Raw genomic sequence first — 19,393 nt, 5'->3', positions numbered from 1 at the left:
ACGAGCGGGTTCGCCCTTCCTATGGAATAGATGATTCGAAACGAAGAAAGAATGAGAGCTAAATCGCCGGCATGACGTTGCCGCCGCAAACCGGTATGTACGTGCCCGTTATGAATCCGGCCAAGTCCGACGCGATGAACGCGACCGCGTTGGCAATGTCCTGGTCCGTGCCTCTGCGCTTCAGCGGCACGCGGCTGTCGTACCCTTCGCTGCGCTCCGTGCCGTTCGTCCGGTCGCGCTCCGAGATGGTCCATCCCGGCGCGATCTGGTTGACCGTGATTTGATGCGGCCCGACTTCCTTGGCCAGGATGCGGTATACGCCGTCCATGCCCCGCTTGCCCGCGACGTACGCGGATTGGGTCTCGAAATTCTGCATCGCGCACTCCGTGTTGATGCCGATCATCCGGCCGCCGCCTTGCTCGATCATGGCCGGCACGAACGCCTTGGCCAAGTGGACGCTCTGCAGGACGCAGGATTCGAATTGGCTGCGGTAATCGTCCTCGGACTGCTCCAGCACGGACGTCCATTGGTATTGGATGACGGCATTCGCCACGACGATGTGCACATGGCCGAGCTCTGCCGTCACGGCGTCGCGCATCGCCAGGATGGAATCCAATTTCGTGATGTCGGCTTGAACCGCTACGGCTCTTCTGCCCATCCCTTCGATCTCCGCGACCAGCTCCTGCGCCTTGGCCCCGTTGGTGTTGTAGTGAACCGCCACGTCCGCTCCGGCCGCAGCCAGGGTACGCGCCATGACGCGCCCCAATTCTCCCGTCGCGCCCGTCACGAGCGCGGTACGGCCATTCAAATCGATTCCGATCATGCGTTAAGCCTCCTCTTCGTTGTGATCGTCGGGCAGCGTATCCGCCGCGGCGTCGATCAGTCTATCGAACAAATCGTCATCCGCCTCGATCGCGGCTTCGATCGCGCCGATCTCTTCCTCCGAGCCCGGATCCTTCGCGAAGCGAAGGCTGTAATCCCACGTCGTGCCGCGCAGGCTGTTCAGCTGCAGCGTGATTTCGTACGGATGCTTGTGGCCTTCCGCCTCGAATTGCACGGTACCCCGGTAGCCGTTCTCTCGGTCATGCGTCATTGCGGCATGGATAATCGTTACGTTCATCGTCATTTTACCTCCACTGGGACAAGTTGCATAGGGGAATTATACCATACATCGCCGCAGGTCAAAGCGCTTCATCAAGTTCCTCGGGCACCGCGAAATCCGTCATCACGCCCTGCGCGCCTTGCTCCCTCAGCTTGCGGATCCGCGAGACGTCGTTAATCGTATGGACGTAGGCATAGACGCCCTTTTCCTTCAAGGCATGGACGAATTCGGGCGAATAGCGTTTCTCGTTCATGACGACGATCCGAATGCCGCGCCTGGAGACGTCGCGAATCACTTGCTCGTCCGAGTCCTCGTTCATATACAGCGTGTAGATGAATTGATCGAACGGATAGACGGATGTCACGGCTTCGTAATTCCCCGCTTGGTAGAGCTGCGGAATCAACCGGTTCAGCAGGCTCGGATCGACGGCCTCGGTCTCCGCCACGAGCCGCTTGAATATCGCCGCCGCTTTGGCGTCGTCCGGCTCTTTCGTATCCGTGACGAGCAGCATGTCCGGGTGATCGGACATGAAGGCCAGCAGTTCCTTGAACGTCATGGGCGAGTAATGCCCCTGAATCGGAAACGCCCGGAATGTCGCAAGCGGCATCGGCCCGGCGTTAGACGGGACGGGCTGGCCGAGGACGGGGTACGTTCCGGCTTCCCAATCATGCCGCAGCACGAGTTCCCCGTCGGCGGTGACGCTGATATCCGTCTCGAATACCCGGTGCCCGCAATTGTAGGCATGGATAAGCCCTTCCCGGCTGTTGGTTCCCGCGTGACCGTCGATGCCGCCGAGGGCATGCGAGATCAAAGGCGTCTGCCGGACCCACTCGTACGGCCGGAGCGTCTGAAGCTTGGCCGGCGGCTGAACCAGCGGGGCGCTGCATGCCGGCGGCTCTTGCGATCGCGTTTCGGTTGCGGGCGACAGCAGCATCGGCGCGGCGAACAGGATCAGGAGCGCGAGCGATAGTTGCGTCAGTTTGGCGTGGATGAATGGAAGCATGATTGCTCCCTCCTTGGCGTCTGTCTTTCTTACCTCTTAGACGGCCGCCAGGGAAACAGAAACAGGCGCCGGTCCGATAGGCGGACATTTCCAAGTCTCGTTGCGGCTGTTCTCTTCCGCTGCTCCGGCGTTCGCCGCTAGATTCGCCCGCGCCAGAAAGCCGCCGCCCGAAACGTTCGGGCGGCGGCTGCTTGAGGCCGGCTACCAGTGCGAGTTATACACCGGCGCGCTGTTCGGATTGTTGCTGCCGTAAGAGAGATTGCCGAGCGTCAGCACGTCCTCGTCATAGTAAGCCTCATAAGCGAGCGTGGAGCCGAGACTGTTGAAGAACGACCACATTTTCTCGATGTAGAACGGATTGTCGTTCCCGAAGTTGGGCGCCGCGCCGTGATAGAGTCCCCATTCCGGAACGCTGAACTTCTTGCCGTGGGCAACCGCGAAGTCGATCCAGTGCTGCAGGCCGTACGAGCCGCCCATATGGCTGCTGGTCCAGGTCGCGTCGCTGAAAGCCGGCGGCCATTGGTCGTAGCTGTCCACGCCGATGTAATCGACGACGTCGTCGCCCGGATAGACGAGCGCCGGATCCGCGTTGCCGGCGGCCTTCAGCCCGTCGCCGCGCGTGACGTTCCAATCGATCTTCACGTTCGGCGCGGTTGCCTTGATGGTCGCGGCTACCTGCCGGAAGCACGCTTTCCAATCCGTCATGTTGGCGGTCGTGACGGAATGCGCGAACCAGTTGCCGTTGAATTCCCACCCGAGCCGGATGATCGCGCCGCCTTGGCCATGGCTGACGAGATTTTGCGCGAACGTCGTCCAGCGGCTGTTGTAGCTGCCGGCCGCGCAGCCCGAGAACGTAGCCCCGATATTCTCGGGGAACATCGGCACCGCGTAGGTCGGCGTCCACGGGGCATTCTGCCAGCCGGCGAAGAACGCGCCGCTCTCCGTCATGATATCCCAAGAATAGCGATATGGGAAGTTCGTCGTCACGTCCGCCAGGCGTCCCCGCCACGTTTCGAAATTTTGGATGGCGGTCCAGTTCGCTTGATCGTTGGTCGTCCGGTAGACGCCGGATTTCCACGGCAGGCCGCTGCGGTTGCCCGTGCCGGCGTTCGTCGTCACGCCGAGCGAATTGCTGGCGGCTGACAAATTGCCCGCCGCATCCTTCGCTTTGACCGTGAACGTATACGCCGTGTTCGCCGTCAAGCCCGTGATCGTCGCGCTCGTGGCGCCGGTCGTCGTCCCGGCCAGCGTCGTGCCGCCCCGGTAAATGTCGTAGCCGGTCACGCCGACGTTGTCCGTCGAAGCCGACCAGGTCAGGTTGACGGTCGTGTCCGTCTTGGACGGCGACGCCAGGCTGCCCGGCGCCGTCGGCGCCTGCGTATCGGGCGTGCCGCTGCCGGCGGCGTAAATCGCCAAGCCGGTAAGCTGCGGATCGCCCTTGGTGGAGCGCAGGATGTCGATGTTGAGCACGCCGTCGCTGACGGTGACGCCGTACGGGCCGTACTTCGCCCAGCTGCCGAGCTCCAGATCGCCGATGCCCGTCGCCGCCGTCGCCCCTTCCAGCTTCACGTCCTCGTTGCGGAAATTGCTCTGGTAATTCTCGATCGTCCAGAGGTAGACCTGATAGCTGCCGTTCGCGATCGTCTGGTTCAAGCCGAAGCCCTGCCCGTTCGGAGGAGCGGAGCGGTACAAGGCGGATTGCAGCATGGACAGCGTGTTGGCGTCCGGCGTCGGGTTTAGCGAGAAGCCATACGTCCCGCTCCAGGCCGAAGCGTTCGTGACCGACAGTCCGCTGCTAAGCGCGGAGGCGTACGAGATCCAGCCGTTGCCTTCGATCGTCGTCGCCGCGCCGTTCAGGTTAATGCCCTTCACGAACACCGGTCCGCCGCCGGAACCGGAGCCGGTCACGCTGACGTTGTCGATTGTCGTCGTGTTCAGCGCCGCGTTGTTCTGCGCGCTGACGACCAGTCCGACGTACACGCCGGAGTTCATCGTGACCGACACGGAACCGACCGTCGTCCAGGATGAGCCGTTACCGGAAATCGAGCTCGTGAACACGTTGCCCGCGCGCTGCAGCTTGACCCAATACGGCGCCGCGACGCCCGTCTGCGTCACCGTCGCGGTGCTGCCCGAAGCCGCGCTGCGGCTGATAAGCTGCGCGCCCGAGGTCGACGCGTATTCCATGACCGTCGACGCATGCTTCGCGCCGGCCGTCAGAGATTCGCGGATCATGACGCCGCCCTTGGCCCAAGCGCCCGTGTTCGAGATCGACGCGACGCGCGCCACGATCGTGCCGTCGCCGCTCAAGGGCTGGTAGACGTAGCGAAATTGATCCGACGTTCCGGCGATATCCGTGCCGGACGCCTGGATCGTGAACGTTCCCGACGCGTAATCGGCCGAGCCGGCGATGCCGACGGAGCCGATATCCTGCTGCTGCCACGGGCTCGGCACGGCCGCCGACGCCCGCGGCGCGAAAGCAAGCAAGCTCAGGACGAGCGCGGCGGCCAAACAGGCCATCATGCCTTTTTTGAACTTCAAACGAACACCTCCAACGTTTTTTCCCGATTGCATTCGTTTTGCGCTTTCCTTGCATCTCGGGCTTGCATCTAGCGCTTTCCTTGCATCCTGGAACTGCCTTGAACCCCTTCGTTCGTTCCCCCCTTTCCGCTGCCGTGATCGATATATGGAAACAAACAAAGCCGGGCGCTGCGTCTGGATGACTCGCCCGGCTGTTTGCGTTTCCTATGCGTACTGATGAACGCGAGAATTATAGATGGTAGACGTTATACAGGAATACGGCTGCTTCGGCGCGCGTCGCCGCGCCGCGCGGATTGAGCATTCCGCCCGCTCCTTGGATCAGATCGGCCGCCGCGAGCGCCGCCGCGCCGTCCGCCGCATATGAAGCGATGTCGCCGCGATCCTTGAACCGTTCGAGAACCGCCGTGCCGCCGGAGGCGTGCAGCTTGCCGAGCTTCGTCAACGCGCGCGCCGCAAGGGTCATCATTTCCTGTCTGGAGACGGCCGCCTTCGGCTCGAACAAGCTGCCGCCGCTGCCTGCCGCGATGCCGAGCGCTTTGGCGATGCCGACGGCTTCGTAGTAATGGCTGCCCGGCTGCACGTCGTCGAAGTTTCCGTCGAAGTCGGCCGTCAAGCCCAGCGTCTTCACGAGCAGCGTCAGATAGTCCGCCCGGGTGATGTCGGCCGCCGGCGAGAAGGCTTGATCCGTCGTGCCGGTAATGATGCCTTTGGATGCGAGCTCCTCCGCTTGCTTCTTCGCCCACGCGTAGCGATCCAAATCAGCGAAATGCTTCTCGACGTATACGATCGCATACATGCTGAAATGCGTCGTTCGGAAGGTGACGCTGCCCGATTGGGCATCGTACCGCGCGTTCGCAACCGGATCGGGCCGGCCGTCTGCGCCGATATACCAGATCGTCATATGCTCCGGATTCGCCGCCTCGGCTGCCGTCGGCGTATACGGAAGCGATACGGACGCCGGAGCCAGCGGATTGCGCCAAGGAATGTCCTTGCCGTTCGCCCTCAGCGCGACGTACACGACCGGATGCGCGCCGATGCTGCGCTTCAGATCGTCTCCCAGCTTGGTTGCGTCGGCAGCGCCGATGACCAGCGTCACCGTCTCCGCCTGCTGAACGTCAATCCCGCCGAGCATGTTCGAAGGCAAAGTCAGCGTACCGGCCGCGGTGTGGATGACGACCGATTGATCGTTTGCGGCATGCGCCAGCACTGCCGTCGGCACGTTCACCGCATAGCCCGTCGCGCCTACCTTCTTCGGCACGTTCACCGTGATCGTCGGCGCCGAAGCCGGCAGTTGCCCGAATGCCGATGCCGGGACGGTCGCTTCCGCTTCTCCCGTCGCGGCGTTCAAGTCCGGCGTCGCGGTCTGGATGACGCCTTTCTCCGCGTCGACGGTCAAGCCGTCCGCCGGAATGAAGATGCCGCCTCCTCCGCCCGCGACCGGATCCGGACGGTCGACGAGCGTCGCCATGCCCCACTTGTCGCGGCTCGAGGAGTTGCCGTCGACGCCGTTCCACAAATATTGGCCGACGCGGTTGTTGCCTTCCCCGTTGTCGAAGCCGATATCGAAGCGCAGCTGGCGGCCGTCGGCCGCGTCGGCGACGTTGAGGCCGGCGAGCGGGATGGCGGCTTCGACCGAATAGCCCTTGCCGTCCGCGTCCGGCTTGACGACCGTGTCGATCGGCGGCTGCGGATCCTTGTTGTTGTAACAGTAGAAGCCGCCGGCGCCGCTCAGGATGATCTGCGAATCCGAGACGCGGAGCGCGCCCGGCTTATCCAGGAACTCGGGGCCGACGAACAGCTCGAGCGCGTCGCCGTTCCAGATATCGAAGCCCTCGTAGGCGTTCTGCATCGGCGTCGGATCCGATACATGCGCGTAGACGTAGAGATTGTCGGCGTCCCAGGCCAGATCGAACGCGGCCGAAACATCCGGCTTCTGGGCACCCAAGATGCGGTCCTTGTCGTCCAGCGACAACGTCGCGCCGGTCGGCCAGGAAGCGTCCTTCTCCCCGTCGATTGCCATCGGCGCGGCCGTCTTCTTGATGTCGGTCTTGTTGTCCGAATTGCGCTCCGAACGTCCCGGACCGAAGTCGAAGGAGTACGGCTGCTTGTTGCCGAGCACGACGTCGTAGATGCCGTCGTTGGTCGCCTTGACGGATTCCAGCATCGTCTTGTACGGACGGTCGGCCACGTTCAGCAGCCCGATGCCGTAGCTCTCGCCGTTATAGCCTTGGAACCAGCGGCCGGTCGCGGCCTGATCCAGGTACTCGAACCAGTGCGCGCCGACGACGACGCCGGAAGCGGCGGCCTTCTCCACGTAATTGCGGTACGCCTCGCCCTTCTCCTGCTCGTTGTCCAGCACGCGCACGCCGCCGGTCAAGCCCTGCGTCGGTTCGCCGTAATGGAATTCCGTGAAGATGAGCGGCTTGTTCGCCAGCTCCGACATCTTCTTGATCCGGTTCAGGTCAAGGTCGTACGTATAGTAGTTGTACGAGATGACGTCCAGGTACTTGCCCGCGACCCGGCTGATCATCTCGCGGATGTCGGTATTGTTCATCGTGTTCACGAGGTAGCGGTCGCCGAGCATCATGTGGTTCGGATCGACCTTGCGGAACTCGCTCGTGATCGTGGAATAGAACGTGTCCAGGTAATGCTCCAGGAACGTGTCCATGTCGGCCGAAGCCGCTTCCGACGTGACTGGCAGCGAAGCCGCGCGCAGCTCGTCGAAGCTCCCGAACGTCGTTTCCCAAGCCGCATTGAACGTGGCGATATCGCCGTATTTCGCGATCAGCTCGTCGATGAGCGCGCCCTTGGTCGCGTTCTTCGCGTCGGGATCCGCGGCGGCGAAGACGCTTCTGAAATTCTGGTACGGCAGCTCGTTGCCGAAGAAGTAGCCGATGATGAGCGGATCGTCCTTGCGGGCGGCGATGCCTTCGTCCGCGAGGGCTTGCGCGATATCGGCGGCGGCCGTCGGCTTGTAGATGTCGAACAGTCCCGTGCTGCCGATCATGTCCTGCGTCGGCAGATCCGCGAATTTCACCTGCGGGAACGGATCGGCCAGCTTGTCGGCGGACGGCGGATTGGAGAAGCCGCCTTCGCTCGTGAAGCCCCATTTCTTCAGCCGTTCCACGCTCTCGTTGTAATAATCCGCGTCATTGAACGGGTTGCCGCCGGCTTTCTTGATTTTGTTGGCGACGTAGAAGGAGAAATTGTCCGGATTGCCGTTCAGGAACGCACTCGCATACGTTGGATCGTTCTTGTCGGGCAGCCATTGGTACTGGTATTCCCGTCCCTTCACCTGCGTGAACGTATCCCCGACGTAGCCCGTGCCGTCGACCCCGACGCTGAAGTACAGGTTGCCGATCGGATCGACCATGACGAACTTGCCGTCCAGCTTCTGGATGTTGAAGTAGCCTTTCTCCTCGAGCCCGTACTGCTCCTTGCTGCCTGGAAGACCGCCGTAGCTGTCCCGTTCCGGCGCCTGGAGGCTGTCATAATAGGCTTGGTCCGCGGCAACGTCGTCCAGCAGCTGCTGATCGCTCGTCACTTTCGTCGGGAAATTCGCGCTTTTCAGCTGCCCGTACGTATCCACCTTCTCCTGATTCGCGGTGAAGTACGTGAAGACGTCGGTAAAGCTGTTTTCCTTGCCGGCCTTCGTGGCGTAGGCGTACAGCTTCGTGTAGCCGTCGATATGGACGGGCGCGTCGTAACGCTTCTCCGTCGGATCGGCATCCGTGAAATAGTAGATCTCGGCATCCGGCGTCTCCGAGGACAACGCGACATCCGACGGTCCCGCGAGCTTGCCGGACGGCGGATCGGCGGTCACCGCCGCGGTGCTGTTATTGAGCACGACCCTCGAGAGCTGCACGGCCCAGCCGTTCTCGCCGTCCTGCAGATCGGGCAGCGCGACCCGCACGTACCGCACGCCGTCCGGCAGCGCGTACGAGCTGAAGTTCACTTTCCGCCAGCTGCCGCCGAAATCCGTCTTATTCAGGCCGACGGGCTCGTAGCTCGTGCCGTCCGTCGACACGGACACCGCGATGTCCCGCACCGGCTGGCTGTCCCAATAGAACGCGTCCGCGGAGAACGACCGCACGTCGTAGTCCGTCTTGTACACGGCATAGACCTCTTCGCCCACGCCTGCGGCTCCGCGGCTCAACCGGCTCGCATCGCCGCCGAATACGTTCGGGTTGGAGGTGTCGATGCCATACTTGTCGCTGTGGGCGAACAGCTGCCCGGCGTCGTTCAATTCGTCGACCAGCCCGTTCGCATCCAGCGGATTCTCCGCCGGTCCGGACGCGCCCGGATGATCCTCGACGTCGTCCAGGCTGAACACGGGCCCTTGCGACTCGTCGTTGGTCCAGCCGTTCATGCCGTCCGCGAACTCCGGATTCGACAGCGCGTTCGCGCCGCCGGCCTGGCCCAGGAAGCAATCGTCGATATACACCGTGCCTCCCGCGGAACCGTCCGTAATCGAGAAGAGCAGGGTTTCGTTGCTGTCCGTGTTCAGGGCCGGAATGGTGTATTTCTTCCATTCGCCCGTCGCCGCGAACGTTTGAGAGGCGATCGTCGCGTTCCAGTCGCTCCTCATCATCCGGAACGTGACGGTGCCGCTCCCTTTCATCCAGAAGGAAGCTTGATAGCTGCTGTTCGTCGACACGGCGGCATCCTGGGAGAAATTCGCCCACGTGCCGTTCATGCTGACCTTGAGGGAATGCGCCGCGCTTCCCTCCGCCGCGTACGCGGCGGAACGGGCGCCTGGCGAGAACAAGCCGAGCAGCATCGCGAAAATGACGGCCAAGCCGATTGCTTTTCTGATCATGTGTGCATGATCCTCCTTGTTCGAATTTAGTGAATGCGCTTCCAATGCAGGCATGCGAGAAGGGACTGATGATTCGTCGTCAGCAGTCCCCCGTGCATGTCGCGTCGTACGCGGCCGGTCTTACGGCCCGCCAGGCTTGCTTACGAGCCGGGCGTAAAAGCGTCGAGCTGTTTCTGGATTTCGGCCTTCACTTTGTCGTAACCGGCTGCCTTGAGCTCGGAGGCGGCTTTCTTCAGCGCGTCGTCCGGGTCCACGGCGCCGTAAGACAGCGCGCCGGCGTATTTGGTAAACACGTTGTTCAGCGCCGCGATCTCGTTCTTGATCGAATCGATGTCCGGCTTGAAGTTCGCGTACGGGTTCGGCTTCGCCACGCCCGCCATGTATTCGACGTGCTTCGCATAGTCCGGATAGTCCGTCGTGGACGGCTTGTTGAAGCCGACCCAGTCGCCGAAGCCCCACGGATATTGCCATTTCGGATACAAGGTCGGATCCGTCCCGGCCGGCACCTCGATCTTCGCCTGGTCGGCCGTGTAGGCCCAGTGCTTGCCTTCGATGCCGTTCATCATGAGCATGTAATAGCTCGGATCGCTGAAGAACTTATCCATGAACATCAGCGCCCGCTCTTTGTTGTTCGAGGAAGACGGAATCGCCATCATGCCGGAATCGTAGGCCAGCTTGATGAAGGGACCTTCCGGCGCGAAGGATTGGAAGGAGATGTTCCAGTCGGGATGCGCCGTGTTGATATCGTTGTACGCGTCGCGGAATTGATTGTCGCCGTAGGCCGCAAGCGCGGATTGGCCGGCCTTGAACGCGTCGCGCGAAGGCGTCTTGTTGTTCAGGACGCTCTTGTTGATATAGCCTTTCAGGAACATGTCGCGGATCTTCGGATACGCGGCCAGCAGATCGGCATTGTCGAACGCGGACGAGACCTGCGGCTTGGTTTCCAGCGGATTGAACAGCAGCATGTTCGCAGGGAGACCCGGCACGGAGATCAGCGAATCCTTCCGCGTCACGTAAGAGGTCAGCGGGAAATCGCCTACGTCCGCGCCCGTGTTGTACGGCGTGACCTTCGGATCGGCTTCCTTCGCGACCTCGAGGTATTTCGCCACGTCGTCGAGCCCGGTGATCGCCGTAAGTCCGGCCTTGCTCATGTAATCGCCCCGGACGGCAAGCCCCGCATCCTGATACTCCAGGAAGTTCCGCGGCACGGCGATGATTTTGCCGTCGACGGTCGCATTGGACCAGGCTTCGGGCGGCAGCTTCTGCACGGCGTTCGGCGCGTATTGGTCCAGCATGTCTTTGGTCAGCTCGGTGAAGGCGCCTTTCTTCGCGTTGCCGTTGTAATCCAGCCAGCCGGCCGTATAGATCATGTCGACGTTCTGGCCCGACATCAGCATCAGCGGATACTTGCTGTTCAGGTCGCCCCAGCCGATCCAGACGAAGTCGACGTCCGCGTTCAGATCCTTGTTCGTCTTCTTGTTCAGCTCCGCCTTCACCGCGTCGAAGTCTTTCGGCGGATCGCCGAGCGCGGCCCAGGTCAGATTCACGTGCTTGGAAGTATCCGGACCCGCCGCCGCGGCGTCGGTGCCCGACGTGGCGGCATCGGCTGCCGCCGGCGCGTCGTTCGTCGCTTTCGTGCCCGTATTCGAGCTGTTGCCGTTCGACGTGCCGTCGCTGCCGCCGTTGTCGTTCGAACCGCATGCCGCCAGCGACGTGCTGAGGAACAGGGCGAGCGCTCCGATCATGAATGCTTTTTTTGAGTGCGTTTTCAAACTGGATGACCTCCTCGTGTTTTTGCATACGCCATCTATGTTAATCCGTATCCCGGCATTAACCGTTGCCGCGCCTTGCGTTTATCCTTTCACCGCGCCGACCGTCAGCCCCTTGACGAAATACTTCTGCACGAACGGATAGATGAGCACGATCGGCCCGATCGAGACGACGGTCATGGCGAGCTTGACGGTCTCATGGGGCAGCTCCACGGTCGGAATGCCGTTGTTGCCCGCCGCGTAGGAGAGAAATTCGATGTTGGTGATCATCTTGTACAGCATGTATTGCAGCGGGAACTTGCTCTGATCGTCGATGAACAGCGCCGCTTGGTACCAATCGTTCCAATAGCCGAGCGCGATGAACATGCCGATGGACGCCAACGCCGGCTTCATGAGCGGCAGGCAGAGCCGCGTGAATATCGTGAACTCTCCCGCCCCGTCGACCTTGGCGGATTCCGGAATCGCGTCCGGCACCGACTTCAGGAAGTTGCGCATGATGAGAATGTAATACGGGGAAAGCAGCAAGGGCACGATCAGGGCCAGCAAATTGTCCTTCATGTGATAGTACTTCAGCATGATGAGATAGTACGCGACCAGACCGCCGCTGAACAGCGTCGTGAAGTAGAAGAAGAACGCGAACGAGTTCCGGTACCGGAACTCCTTGCGATAGAGCACGTAGGCCGTCATCGCGGTGAGGAACAGCCCGACGAGCGTGCCGGTAATCGTAATGAACAGCGTGACGCCGTAAGCTTTCAGCAGCGAGGTCGGGTCCGTCAGGATCGCCCGGTACGATTCGACCGAGAAGGACGACGGCCACAGGCCGTAGCCGTTCGCCGTCACGGACGCCTCGGTGGAGAACGAGCCCGATACGACCATGATGAACGGAATGACGCAAAGCAGGGCGACGACGGCGATGACGGCGTACGCGATGAGGTTGAAGACCACTTTGTCGATGCGGATCGGTTTCATGTTCCGTTCTCCTTTAGTAGAGGGCGTTGTCTTTGCTGAACTTGCGGACGAGGCCGTTCACGACGCTGATCGTCGCGAAGCACATGACGGACTGCACGCATGCCGCGGCCGAGGACATCGGGATATCGCCCATCTGGGACAGCGAACGGAAGACGTACGTATCGATGATGTCGGTCGCGTCGTAGAGGTTGCCGTTGTTCCCGACCAGCTGGTAGAACATCCCGAAGTCGCCTCTGAAAATATTGCCGACCTGCAGCAGCACCATGACGATCATCGTCGGCATGATGTTCGGCAGCGTGATGCGGAAGATCTTCTGGAACACGTTCGCGCCGTCGATATCCGCCGCCTCGTACATCTCCTCGTCGATGCTGAGAATCGCGCCGAGATACAGCACCGAGCCGTAGCCGATCCACTTCCAGTTGTGGAAGAAGACGAGAATGTATTTCCACATGCCGGGCGAGCTGTACACGTCGACGGGGTCGGCGCCGAACGCCTTCAGCACCGCGTTCATCAAACCGTAATCGTAGTTGAACATGTTGTAGAAGAACGCGCCCACGATAACCCAGGAAATAAAATACGGCAGGAACATCAGGCTTTGCGAGAACCGGCTGTAGAACTTCGAGGTGATCTCGGACAACAGGACCGCGACGCCGATCTGAAATACGGTGGCCGTCACGATGAACGCGGTATTGTAGAAGAACGTGTTCTTGAAGATGTTCCAGATCTGCCCGGACAGGAACAGGAACCGGAAATTGTTGATGCCGTTCCATTCGCTGCCGAAGATGCCTTGGTCGAACCGGAAATTTTTGAAGGCGACGATGATCCCCGCCATCGGCAGGTACGAGAACAGGATGAAGAACAGGACGGCAGGTAGGATCATCAGCAGGAAGGCGCGGTTTTGAACCAGGTAGAACAGGAAGTTTCGTTTTCGGACCATGTGCGATCGCTCTCTCCGTTTTACGTCGTCTGGGATTTCTTAAGTTGATTATAGAGCGATGAAAGCACTTTCAACAGGATACGATCGTATGATTTGGTGCACTATTCGATAGACATTTCGCGCGCCGTCTTGTAGACCCTCGGCCTACTCTGCTATTTTGAAGATACGGAAATCGTTCCAAGGGGAGATGCGAGCATGCTGAAGCTGTTGATCGTCGACGACGAGAAGAGAACCCGCGATGGACTTAAAATGTGCCTGCCTTGGCAAAGCTACGGCATCGGCGAGATCCGCGAGGCGGACGACGGCCATACCGCGCTCGCGCTCGCGCTCGCGTACAAGCCGGACATCATCCTCTCCGACATCCGGATGCCGACGGTGACGGGCATCGACCTGGCCCGGAAGGCGCAGGCGGAGCTGCCGCACTGCAAGTTCGTCTTCATCAGCGGGTATTCGGACAAAGAATACTTGAAGGCCGCGATCCAGCTGAAAGCGATCCGTTATATCGAGAAGCCGATCAGCGTCAAGGAGCTGGAGGAATGCATCGCTTCGTTGACGGAAGCCTGCAGGCAGGAAGCGGAGCAGTCCAAGCGGCTGGCCGAGACGGCCGCCAAGCTGGAGACGAGCATCGGTCTGCTGCAGCGGGACTTCGCGGTCCAGCTGGCGCAGGGCGGTCCGGATGCCGGGGAGTTCAACCGGCTGCTCGCCGCATCGGGTTATGAGCTGCCTTTCGCGGGGCATTATGTAAGCGTTTTATTCCGCATCCATTTCGCGCCCGACATCCCGATACAACGCACGGCCGAGCTGCGCGGTTTCCTCCACGAGGCCATCACGCGCGTACTCGGCAGCCTGCGGATTACCGCCATGGCCGGCACGGTCGACGGCACGCGGCTCGTCGCGCATCTGCTGGTCGCGAACGGGCTGACCCAGGACGATATTCGTTCCGCCGCCGAGCGGATCGGCACCGACTTCGCGCGCCTCTGCGGGCCCGGATCGCCCCATAAGCTGTTCGCGGGCATCGGCCGGACGGCGAAGGGCATGGAACAGATCCACCTCTCGTACCAATCGGCCGTTGCCGCCGTGCAGCAGGTTTTCTTCCTCGGCAACGGCCGCGTCGCCGTGTTCGAAGCAAGGCCCGCCGCGCACGCGGGACTCGACGACAGCTTCGATCAGCCCTTCGCCGGCTATCTGCTCGCCTGCGACGAGGCCGTCTTCCCGTTCATCGCCCATATCGCCCAAGAGATTCGCCGGCATGACGCGAGCTTGATCGACGACGTGAAAATGCTGTTCTACCGATTGCTGCTCAAGCTCTACGCGGAAGCGCAAAACAAATTTCTCGGCCGGTACATGGAGGAGCGGAAAGAAGAATACCTGTGGCATCGGGTGAGCGACGCCGTTACCCTGAACGAGCTGCTCGCGTTCCTGGAATCGGAGGTGCGCGAGTATTTCGCCGCGGTCGCGTCGGTCGGCGCCAAGAGCCGCGTCGTGCACGAGACGATCCGCTATATCCAGCGAAATTACCGGAACGGCGGGTTCACGATCAGCGATATCGCGGGCCATCTGCATCTGACCCCCGCCTATCTCAGCCAGCTCTTCAAGAAGGACACCGGCCAAACGATCAACGATTATCTTAACGCGTACAAGATCGACCGCGCCAAGGAGCTGCTGGCCGACCGCGGCGTCAAGCTGCTCGAGGTAGCCGCCCGGACCGGCTACAACGACGTCAAGTATTTTACGAAGACGTTCAAGCGCATTACCGGCATCACGCCCTCGGACTATCGGGAGAACGCGCTCAAATGACGGTCAGCATCAAGACGAAGCTGCTGTTCTCCTACCTGGTGCTGATCTTCGTGCCGCTGATCGTCCTGACGACGCTGACGTATTGGCGCGTCTCGTCGCAGATGGAAGACAATATGCTGCGCACGTCCCAGAACGCCCTGGACCAGTCGGAGACCTACCTCGAGACGAAGCTGAGCAACCTGCTGAACGCCACCGACATCATCTATTTCGACAAGACGCTGCAGGACGTGCATACGACGAATCCGGCCATCTACGACGAGGATTTCATCCAGCAGAACATCGACCAGAACAACCTGACGACGCTCTTTAACCAAATCGAGCGCAACGCCGACGTCCAGCGCATCCGGCTGTACATCCGGGACATTCCCGGCTACTCGTACGACAACGCGAGCTTCTTCGTGTTCAAGGACCTGGACGGCCTGCCGTGGTACGAGGTGCTGAAGGCCTCGAAGTCGGTCGTGACCTGGATCGCGCCGGACCGGTTCGCGTCGGAGACGAATAACGGCACGCCGATCATCTCGCTGGCGCGGCGGATCACGATCAAGACCTTCAACGTGACCGACGGCGTCATCCGCATCGACATGCGAGAGCCCGTCGTGAACGCGATCGTCAAGCAGGCGAACGTCACGTCCATGGGCCTTTCCTATATCGTCAACAGCGGCGGCGACCTCATCTCCGCCTCCGGGAACGCGAGGCTGCTGGCGGACCGCGAGCTGCGCGCCGCTGCCGAGAACGCGGCGCGCGGCAGCGGGACAAGCAGCGATATCCGGGCGGGCAAGGACGATTACCTGACGCTGTCGCGGCCCGTCGCCAATTCGGACTGGACGTTCATCTCCGTCATTCCGTACAGCGAGATCAAGTCGACCGGCAAAGACATCCGGTTCTACATGATCCTCATGCTGCTCGCGACCGGACTTATCTCGTTCTTCCTGGCTTATCTGTGGTTCAATTCCAGCGCGCTGCGGCTGAAGCATCTGGCCAAGAACATCCGCAAGGTGACCGGCGGCGACTTCACGACGCGCATCCGGGTGTCGTCGCGGGACGAGATCGGCCAAATCTCGCGGGATTTCAACTACATGGTCACCGAGATGGCGGCCATGATCGAGGAGCGGTTCGAGACGGGCAAGAAGATCAAGTCGCTCGAGCTGCGGTCGCTGCAATCCCAGATCAACCCGCATTTCCTGTACAATTCGCTCGACATGATCAATTGGTCGGCCGTCATGAGCGGCAATGCCGAGATCGAGACGATGATCCAGTCGCTGTCGACGTTCTATAAGATCGGACTGAGCAAGGGCGACGACATTATCCCGGTCAAGAACGAGATCGAGCATGTCAAAGCCTACGTCACCCTGCAAAATCTCCGGTACCAGGACCAAATCCGCCTGGAGGTCGCGGTCGACGAAGAGGTCCTGACGCTGGAAATGCTGAAAATCACGCTGCAGCCCATCGTCGAGAACGCCATCCTGCACGGCATCCTGCGGACGCCGGCCAAGTCCGGCACGATCCGCATCGCCGGCGCGCGCCGTGGGGACGTCTTCGTCTTTACCGTCGCGGACGACGGCAACGGCATGCCCGCCGAAATCGTCGCACAGATCCTGGACCGGGAGACGGTCGACGAATTTCACGGCTACGGCATCAAGAATATTCACGAGCGCATCCAGCTGCAGTACGGCGCTGCCTACGGGCTCTCGTACGAGAGCGCGCCCGGACGCGGCACGACGGTCAGCATCACGCTGCCCGCGATCGCGAGGCGGGCGACATAACGCAAGCTTCGGCCGGCATCACGGCCGATCATGCAAAAACCGCCCGCGATCGCGAGGCGGGCGACATAACGCAAGCCTCGGCGGGCATCACGGCCGAGCGGGCAAAACCGCCGCGATCGCGAGGCGGGCGACATAACGCAAGCCTCGGCGGGGCATCACGGCCGAGCGGGCAAAAATCGCCCGCCATCATGCGAGTACGCATAATGGCGGGCGATTGTTCGTCGCTTATTGGCTCTGCCGCGGGGGGCGACTTTATCCCGTCACCGTCAGCACCAGCACCCAGTCGTTGCCTCTGCCGCTCGACGGCGGCGAGAACGATACTTCGCCGCGGTTGGCGTAATCGCCGATCGCGCTGTATTCGCCGGTGCGGGGATCGAACCAGGATGCCGACACGCTGCTTCCTTTCCATTTGCCGAGCGAGGCCCGGAACGGAATGCCGTTGGGGCTGTAGATCAGGCCATACTGCTCGCCGCGGGTGGCGACCATATAGTTCGCGCCTTCGTGATTATCCGCGATCAGGCTTTGATCCGGCACGCGATCCAGGTAGGAACGCGCTTCCATCAGCTCGCGCAGATGACGCATCTGGGCCGCGCCCGGACGATGAAGCGCATCCTGCCAGGTCATGATGAAGTACGGCTTGGGCTCGGTCGTCATCGACCAGATGCTGTGATGCCCGTAGGTCGTGCCGAATCCGCCCGCGAACACGCCGTAGTAGGCGCCGGTGCGCACGTCCGCTTGGTCGAAATACCCTTTGGAGGGATTGAAATTAACGGGATGGTCCTCGTATGCAGGCTCGGCGTCGACCGTCGGTTTGACCGGCAGCCGATCGTAATCGGCCTTCACGTGCTTGTAATTCTCGCGCACCTGCTCGTGATGCCCGGATTGGATCATATTGAAATCGAGCCACGGCTCGTCATGCATGTGATGGGAAGAAGACGCGTTGCCGCAAGGATGGAACGTGATCAGCTGCGTGTCCCTGACGGCTTCCCGCAGTCCGGCGGCCAAGCCGTTGTTCACTTCGAAATGATTGCGGATGATCAGCGAGCGGTCCCCGCCAAGCACCCAGACGATGTTGGACCGATCGCCGTAGCGCTCTCCCAGCCAGCGGCCGTAGGCTTTCGCATTCTCCCCGTCGAAGATTTCCGGGCCCTTGCCGAAGCCCCCTCTGTGATACTTATCTCCCCACGTCGGCAGCAGCGCGATATAGAGTCCCTGCGACGCGGCGAGATCCACGATATAATCGACATGCGTCCAGTAATTGTCGTCGCCGTCCAGATCGGGCAGCGTCGGATCGTATTGGCCTTCCGCGTTCTGCCGCAGCGGACGTCGTCCGTAAGCGTTGTTCCCGCCGATGCCGTCCAATTCCGCCAGCGCGACCGCCTGAACGACGTTGAATTTCAGCGCTGCCCGATTCCGCAGGTACTCGGCCGCTTCCTCGCGGTTCAGTTTATGGAACAATTCCCATGCCGTATCCCCCAGCCAGAAGAACGGCGTGCCGTCCTCTTGAATCAAATACCGTTTGTTATCGCTTACCTTCAGACGCTGCAAACGCTTCGTCGTCATGTTCCCGCTCACGCTCCCGTTTCGTGTGAATGATCGAATCCCCATGATTGCGATGCTGCCGGCCGGACTCGGCCGTAGTCCCAGACTATCACATCCCATTCACGTACACAATATGTATACAATAAATATATGAGAGATTCGCCATGCTTTTTTCGCAAGAAAAAACCGGCCCCCGCAGGCCGGCCGTTCGCGCCGCCAGCAGCCCGCCCTCAGTTAAGGATGAACTGCTTTTTCGGTTTACGTCATGGCATAAGCCGTTCCGCTAAATGTGACCGGCCCATCGATCGTAACGATGCTCTGCAGGGTAAACGATAGCCGGCATTGGTAGACATGGAACCCCTCGGGTACGTCGAAATCGGCGCCCGTGGCGGTGATAATTTGAAAATTCTCCGTTTCCAAATCGCCTACGCCTTCCAAATCATGCAGTCCCGTCCAAATAACGACATCATCCCGCAAAAACTCGACCGCTATCGTCTCCAGATCGTTGGAAGGATGATCCACGCCTACGGTGATGCTTAATTCCACTCGATTCGGCGGACCGCTGCTTAGAAATAATCCGATATCCGCTAGCAGTATCTGATCCGGGGACTCGACGGTAACCGGTAACGGAATGTCGCCGGGCAGCACGCCGCCAGGCATTCCGTTGCTCGGCTGACTGACCTTGTAATCAAGGAGTATCGCTGGCATTCTATCACATCCTTCGTTGCATGAAGTAGTGATAGCGTATGCATATCGTTGTCCCGAAGAAAGGGATAAGCGTATAGCTGAAGAAATAATCCGTCGTACGTCAAGATAAAGCTTGGTTTCGCGACGCCCGTTCGCCAAACGCATCCTCCGCACTCGCCTACTTGCCGCAGTCTACTCTGCCGCCGTCGCCGACGGATCCGCGACGCTGCCCATGAACGCGATGACGCCCGTCGTCGCGTTCCGGACGGTGAACAGGAACGGCCGGTCCTCCTTGAACGCGAACGGCTGCGCGATCCCGGTCATCTTGACCTGATGCCGGCGAAGCCTTCGTCCTCCTGCCAGCCTCGGCCGCAGCCGGCGCGAGCGTATGTACGCCAACGCGAATAAGGCCAGCCCGTGCATCCGGGCTGACCTCAACCTGCAGGCGGCAAGGCCGCGAATCGCGA

The 19,393-nt window shown here is 61.0% G+C and carries 13 protein-coding genes; 2 read left to right on the top strand and 11 right to left on the bottom strand.

The window, feature by feature from the left end; translation table 11 throughout:
- Positions 1 to 58 precede the first annotated feature (58 nt).
- The 8 genes from GT019_RS23910 to GT019_RS23875 form a co-directional block, all read right to left on the bottom strand.
- On the bottom strand, positions 59 to 823 hold the full coding sequence (locus GT019_RS23910) for an SDR family NAD(P)-dependent oxidoreductase (protein ID WP_201755560.1): 765 nt from the start codon (positions 821 to 823) through the stop codon (positions 59 to 61).
- Between the two features lie 3 nt (positions 824 to 826).
- The gene (locus GT019_RS23905) at positions 827 to 1,120 is read right to left on the bottom strand and encodes a hypothetical protein (RefSeq protein ID WP_161745942.1); all 294 of its coding nucleotides are present in this window, start codon (positions 1,118 to 1,120) and stop codon (positions 827 to 829) included.
- Positions 1,121 to 1,181: 61 nt separating this feature from the next.
- On the bottom strand, positions 1,182 to 2,105 hold the full coding sequence (locus GT019_RS23900) for a phosphatidylinositol-specific phospholipase C/glycerophosphodiester phosphodiesterase family protein (RefSeq protein ID WP_161745941.1): 924 nt from the start codon (positions 2,103 to 2,105) through the stop codon (positions 1,182 to 1,184).
- 201 nt (positions 2,106 to 2,306) lie between these two features.
- Positions 2,307 to 4,643: a fibronectin type III domain-containing protein gene (locus GT019_RS23895; RefSeq protein WP_235949165.1), complete on the bottom strand. Its 2,337-nt coding sequence runs from the start codon at positions 4,641 to 4,643 to the stop codon at positions 2,307 to 2,309.
- A gap of 229 nt (positions 4,644 to 4,872) precedes the next feature.
- A complete protein-coding gene (locus tag GT019_RS23890) occupies positions 4,873 to 9,462 on the bottom strand; it encodes an S-layer homology domain-containing protein (RefSeq protein ID WP_161745940.1) in 4,590 nt (1,529 codons plus the stop codon).
- A gap of 140 nt (positions 9,463 to 9,602) precedes the next feature.
- Complete coding sequence (locus GT019_RS23885; protein ID WP_161745939.1) at positions 9,603 to 11,234, bottom strand: extracellular solute-binding protein; 1,632 nt, start codon at positions 11,232 to 11,234, stop codon at positions 9,603 to 9,605.
- Positions 11,235 to 11,315: 81 nt separating this feature from the next.
- Positions 11,316 to 12,200 carry a carbohydrate ABC transporter permease gene (locus GT019_RS23880; protein WP_161745938.1) on the bottom strand — a complete coding sequence of 295 codons (885 nt, stop codon included), beginning with the start codon at positions 12,198 to 12,200 and terminating at the stop codon, positions 11,316 to 11,318.
- Positions 12,201 to 12,213: 13 nt separating this feature from the next.
- Positions 12,214 to 13,137, bottom strand: coding sequence for an ABC transporter permease (locus GT019_RS23875; protein ID WP_161745937.1), 924 nt, complete (start codon positions 13,135 to 13,137; stop codon positions 12,214 to 12,216).
- Between the two features lie 195 nt (positions 13,138 to 13,332).
- On the opposite strand from GT019_RS23875, the gene GT019_RS23870 reads away from it, so the two are divergent.
- Together GT019_RS23870 and GT019_RS23865 are read left to right on the top strand one after the other, a co-directional pair.
- On the top strand, positions 13,333 to 14,934 hold the full coding sequence (locus tag GT019_RS23870) for a helix-turn-helix domain-containing protein (protein ID WP_161745936.1): 1,602 nt from the start codon (positions 13,333 to 13,335) through the stop codon (positions 14,932 to 14,934).
- A complete protein-coding gene (locus tag GT019_RS23865) occupies positions 14,931 to 16,697 on the top strand; it encodes a cache domain-containing sensor histidine kinase (RefSeq protein WP_161745935.1) in 1,767 nt (588 codons plus the stop codon). The genes GT019_RS23870 and GT019_RS23865 overlap by 4 nt, the downstream gene beginning before the upstream one ends.
- 252 nt (positions 16,698 to 16,949) lie before the next feature.
- On the opposite strand, the gene GT019_RS23860 is transcribed toward GT019_RS23865, so the two are convergent.
- The 3 genes from GT019_RS23860 to GT019_RS23850 form a co-directional block, all read right to left on the bottom strand.
- Positions 16,950 to 18,260, bottom strand: coding sequence for a glycoside hydrolase family 140 protein (locus tag GT019_RS23860; RefSeq protein WP_161745934.1), 1,311 nt, complete (start codon positions 18,258 to 18,260; stop codon positions 16,950 to 16,952).
- Between the two features lie 237 nt (positions 18,261 to 18,497).
- A complete protein-coding gene (locus tag GT019_RS23855; RefSeq protein ID WP_161745933.1) occupies positions 18,498 to 18,947 on the bottom strand; it encodes a hypothetical protein in 450 nt (149 codons plus the stop codon).
- Between the two features lie 171 nt (positions 18,948 to 19,118).
- Complete coding sequence (locus GT019_RS23850) at positions 19,119 to 19,349, bottom strand: serpin family protein (protein WP_161745932.1); 231 nt, start codon at positions 19,347 to 19,349, stop codon at positions 19,119 to 19,121.
- Between the last annotated feature and the right edge of the window lie 44 nt (positions 19,350 to 19,393).

Source organism: Paenibacillus glycinis (assembly GCF_009909185.1).
In the GTDB taxonomy this organism is placed as follows: Bacteria; Bacillota; Bacilli; order Paenibacillales; family Paenibacillaceae; genus Paenibacillus_Z; species Paenibacillus_Z glycinis.
This window is presented reverse-complemented; position numbering and strand designations above follow the sequence as displayed.

Coding starts and splice junctions, on each gene's coding strand:
- GT019_RS23865 (WP_161745935.1), top strand. CDS start 14,931: ATGACGGTCAGCATCAAGACGAAGCTGCTGTTCTCCTACCTGGTGCTG.
- GT019_RS23905 (WP_161745942.1), bottom strand. CDS start 1,120: ATGAACGTAACGATTATCCATGCCGCAATGACGCATGACCGAGAGAAC.
- GT019_RS23875 (WP_161745937.1), bottom strand. CDS start 13,137: ATGGTCCGAAAACGAAACTTCCTGTTCTACCTGGTTCAAAACCGCGCC.
- GT019_RS23910 (WP_201755560.1), bottom strand. CDS start 823: ATGATCGGAATCGATTTGAATGGCCGTACCGCGCTCGTGACGGGCGCG.
- GT019_RS23890 (WP_161745940.1), bottom strand. CDS start 9,462: ATGATCAGAAAAGCAATCGGCTTGGCCGTCATTTTCGCGATGCTGCTC.
- GT019_RS23860 (WP_161745934.1), bottom strand. CDS start 18,260: ATGACGACGAAGCGTTTGCAGCGTCTGAAGGTAAGCGATAACAAACGG.
- GT019_RS23850 (WP_161745932.1), bottom strand. CDS start 19,349: ATGCACGGGCTGGCCTTATTCGCGTTGGCGTACATACGCTCGCGCCGG.
- GT019_RS23855 (WP_161745933.1), bottom strand. CDS start 18,947: ATGCCAGCGATACTCCTTGATTACAAGGTCAGTCAGCCGAGCAACGGA.
- GT019_RS23900 (WP_161745941.1), bottom strand. CDS start 2,105: ATGCTTCCATTCATCCACGCCAAACTGACGCAACTATCGCTCGCGCTC.
- GT019_RS23880 (WP_161745938.1), bottom strand. CDS start 12,200: ATGAAACCGATCCGCATCGACAAAGTGGTCTTCAACCTCATCGCGTAC.
- GT019_RS23870 (WP_161745936.1), top strand. CDS start 13,333: ATGCTGAAGCTGTTGATCGTCGACGACGAGAAGAGAACCCGCGATGGA.